We start from the raw sequence: 3812 nt of genomic DNA, 5'->3' as shown, positions 1-3812 counted from the left end.
TTAAATGCTGTAATGAGCCTCTAATTTATCCTGACACAGAGTTTTGAACGCCCTCAGTACCCGTAGCCAAGTACGCCTTCTGTAACTCTCCCCTAAAATAAAACAGCTTACTGTATTTATTAATCATCGATGACAACCTTTTATACGCCAACAAACGGGATAGCTACAAAATAGGTTGCTAATTCTCTAAAATATTTTTAAGCAATAAAAAACAGGAACTAAAATCTAATTTTGAGTTCCTGTTGAATGTATGCTGCTAATAATCTATTTAATTAAAACTAAGATTCTGTGTGTTACTCGTCTCAGTTAACGTTTTATTGCGATAATCAACCACAAAATTATTGCTTGGTTTACCTGAACCCACACCTTTTAAGATCTCAAATACATGTTTAAATTTATATTGGAATGGTACATTAATTGGGTTGTCAGTTGATAGTTTACCACCTGCGAGCAATGGAGTAGTCGGACTAGCTGGGAAGCTTTTCATTAATAGCTTGTAGGCCTTGACACGCTTATCGCCAATATCTTGCAAAGCCAATTGCCCTGCGTAGATAGTACGATGAAAATCGCCATAAAAGTCATAAGGGCTAATTTTAGCTAAGTCATCCATGGTTAGACCTTCTGCAGTTGCTAATGCTGACGCTTTGGTTTCTGCAGTTTTCCAATCTAGGGCAAATTGTTCAGGTGTAATAGTCGAAGTTTGGCTGCCTGTAATAAGACAATTATTAGATGCTTTTAGATTTAAGGTTGCTTGTAATGCAGGAAGCTGAGCATAGGTCGCTTGCGTTGACAGTTGAGTCATCGTAAGCATTTGTGCCATATTAAGTTGCTGTGCCAAGTCACGCATATCACAGGGCCAATATTCACCCATAAAACGTAGTTGTGATAATTGCCCAAAATAAAAATGGGTAAAATCGCGGTAGTTTTTACTATTTAAAATATCAACATTCCAACGTGTTGGATCACTAGGCTGGGTATTTGCCATGATATAGTCATGTTCCATTTTATAAAGTGGAAATAACTCGTTAAATCGTGGCACATTATCTAATGGGACGGTTTTGACATTGACTTTGTCATCTTTATCAAATTTGACCACTTTATACGCAGCACCATACACGGCTAAAGATGGGGATTGGACGTTGACTAAGTAATTGCCATTGGAATCTTTGTAGTCATTGGTACTATTCGAGTGCATATGCCCACCGATATGCAGTGGTAACCCAGTCGCTGCCACCTGTGCTGTGGCATCAGAACTTGGAACACGCTCAGTTTGGAAAGTTTTATCACCAAATGTGCTTTGAATATTACCTGTTTGATTGGCATAAAACTCAATGGAAGGATAATGCGAGAAGGCAACAAGTTTTTTATTTTCTTTTTTGGCCCGTTCCACCACCGAGGCTATCCATTTCATAGTGGTTTTCTTATGTGTCACCATTTTATTCCAACCTGCACCACCTGCACCTGTGAATCCACCAGGCGCTTTTGGATTATTCGGGTCAAATTTATCAGTCGGAACGAATACATTAGCATCTACTGATAGTAGCCATAGACCTTTGACAGGCTCTACTAAATAACTAACATCAGGAATTTTGGCACATTTGCTATAGTTAGCTTGTTTATAAACGCCGCCTTCACCTTCTTTACAGATTTCATATTGGCGTTGGGTAATAGCTGCTTGTTGTTTAGCGGTGTTGAAATTATAGTTATTTTCGTTATAGGTACTGTAAGGCGTTTCCCAATATACATCTTTGGTACTAGGCATTAATCCATAATCGCCTAAGGCATTAGTCAGTGAGTCATAGCCTTGTTCCATCATTTGGTTAGTACATACGACTGTTGGATCTGAGTTAAGACATGCTGCATTTTTAAGTGCATAGACTTTTTGTGGTTGCCCCTTTAGACCCATAAAATCGCTTTTGCCTGCGGTTTCATTATCATCAGGGGAGACGGGGTCATGATTACCTGGAGCAATGAAAAAACGCATGCCTTTTTTCTCATATTCTTGCAAGACTTTACGAAAGCCCTCAACATTCATGGGTTGACCATCATCCGAATAATCGCCTGGAAACGCGACAAATTTAATGCCTTTAGATAAAGCATCGTCAAGAGCTGCACGAAATGCAAAGTAGTTTTCATTAAATAAACGCGTTGATGTTAACTGAGCATACATGGTTCTAATAGTGGCGTTACCATGAGCGGTTGGAATGCCTTGAAAATTTGAATTTTTTAAGTCGCCATACACATCATGAAAGTGGACATCCGCCATAAAGGCGACTTCGGGTAAATTATTGTTTTGATTGTTTAATACATTGCTTTTACCATTATTATTATCCTTACATCCTGTGAGTAATAATGCACTGGTAATTGATAAAAAGAGTGTCGTTTTTAGAGGCTTATTCATGATCAATCCATTTATTTTGATTATTGATTTTAGTAAAGAAATTAAAAATGGTAGATCTAAATAATATTGAAATTAAATGTCAAAATAGTGACACAATTCAGAAACATTCATATTGAACCGTCCTAGTTTTATCGGAGACAGATTTGCTTGAGTCAGGCAGCATAATCTGACGGAACTAATGAACAATAGTATATATTTTCCGCATCAAGAGGCGATACATATCCATTGTTAGAATGTAATCGTTCATGGTTGTACTGTAGTGGTCAACTAATTTTAGACAGTCTTTAAGAGATTTTGATTAAAAAACTGTATTTCTTTCTCGACTGGTGTTAAGTAATCATTGAAGCTGTGTGGTCTAACTTGACTGTAATAGCCGATGATATAACTGGCGACATCGACTCTTGCTTGAGCCAAATCATCATATCCTTTTCTGGGCATCCACTCTGTCTTAAAACTTCTAAAAAACCGCTCAGTTGGGGCATTATCCCTGAGAAGGGGTAAGCAAAGCACTGCTTTGCCCCTTCGCAAGGCAAGGGCTATGCCCGCAGTGAATTACCACGGCGGCTCATACTATGTTTCATGCCTTTGCACTGGGCAATCGCATCGGCAAATGCTCGACTGGTGTAATGCGTGCCTTGATCAGAATGAAATAGCACATTGGATGGCTCTAAACGCACCGTATAAGCCATTTTAAGGGCTTGTATTGTCAGTTTACTGTCAGGGCTATCACTCATGGCAAATCCCACAATATTGCGAGAGAATAGGTCAATCACTACCGCTAAATAACAAAATCCTGCTTGGGTACGGATGTAAGTCACATCGCCTGTCCATACTTGGTTTGGCGCAGTTGGGCTGAATGCTCGTTTAAGCAGGTTGTCATGTATGGCGTGTTCTTTATCCGCTTTGCTGTAGCGATGGCGGATGAGCTGACGGCTGACCAAGCCTTGCTGTGCCATGATTTTGCTTGCTTTGTAGCGAGTGAGTTTGACATTATGTTGTTGGCTCACGATCGCTGATAGCGTTCTTGCCCCTGCCGAGCCTTTGGATTGGTCAAAGGCTTGTTTTACCCAGAGCGTTAAGTTGATTTGCTTAAGGCTGGGCATTTTGGGCTTTTTTGCTAAATAGTGGCTACTCCTTGCTACGCCAAATAGCTCACATAATTTAACTTTACTGATTCGGGGATTTGCTTTGGCTAGTTTCTCTATTAGCGGTGAAAACCGAGACTGTCTATCGCTAATAGAGCTGATGCCCGCTTGAGCATAGCTCTCGCCTTGCGTCGGGGCGAAGCAGTGCTTCGCTTATCCCTCCTCATTTAAAATATCTCGTTCTAGTTTGAGTTGAGCTACTTCTTTTTTTAGTCGCTGGATTTCTTGTTGTTCGGGTGTGATAGCTCTACCTGTGATGAGTGGTT

Annotated in this window: 3 protein-coding genes; all 3 read right to left on the bottom strand. The window is 40.0% G+C overall.

From position 1 onward, the window contains the following. Window positions 1–268: 268 nt before the first annotated feature. The 3 genes from RT143_RS12075 to RT143_RS12070 all read right to left on the bottom strand — a co-directional run bounded on the left by RT143_RS12075 (window position 269) and on the right by RT143_RS12070 (window position 3606). On the bottom strand, window positions 269–2401 hold the full coding sequence (locus tag RT143_RS12075; protein ID WP_313093307.1) for a metallophosphoesterase family protein: 2133 nt from the start codon (window positions 2399–2401) through the stop codon (window positions 269–271). A 273-nt stretch (window positions 2402–2674) separates the two neighbouring features. Further along, a complete protein-coding gene (locus RT143_RS12355) occupies window positions 2675–2911 on the bottom strand; it encodes an integrase core domain-containing protein (protein WP_409519724.1) in 237 nt (78 codons plus the stop codon). A 26-nt stretch (window positions 2912–2937) separates the two neighbouring features. After that, entirely contained in the window at window positions 2938–3606 is a 669-nt protein-coding gene (locus RT143_RS12070) for an IS3 family transposase (protein WP_313093308.1), read from the bottom strand. Window positions 3607–3812: the final 206 nt, after the last annotated feature.

This window comes from Moraxella sp. CTOTU48268, from assembly GCF_032069585.1.
GTDB classification, from domain to species: domain Bacteria; phylum Pseudomonadota; class Gammaproteobacteria; order Pseudomonadales; family Moraxellaceae; genus Faucicola; species Faucicola cinerea.
Note: the sequence above shows the minus strand (reverse complement) of the source record. Positions and strands in the feature narration are given on the sequence as shown.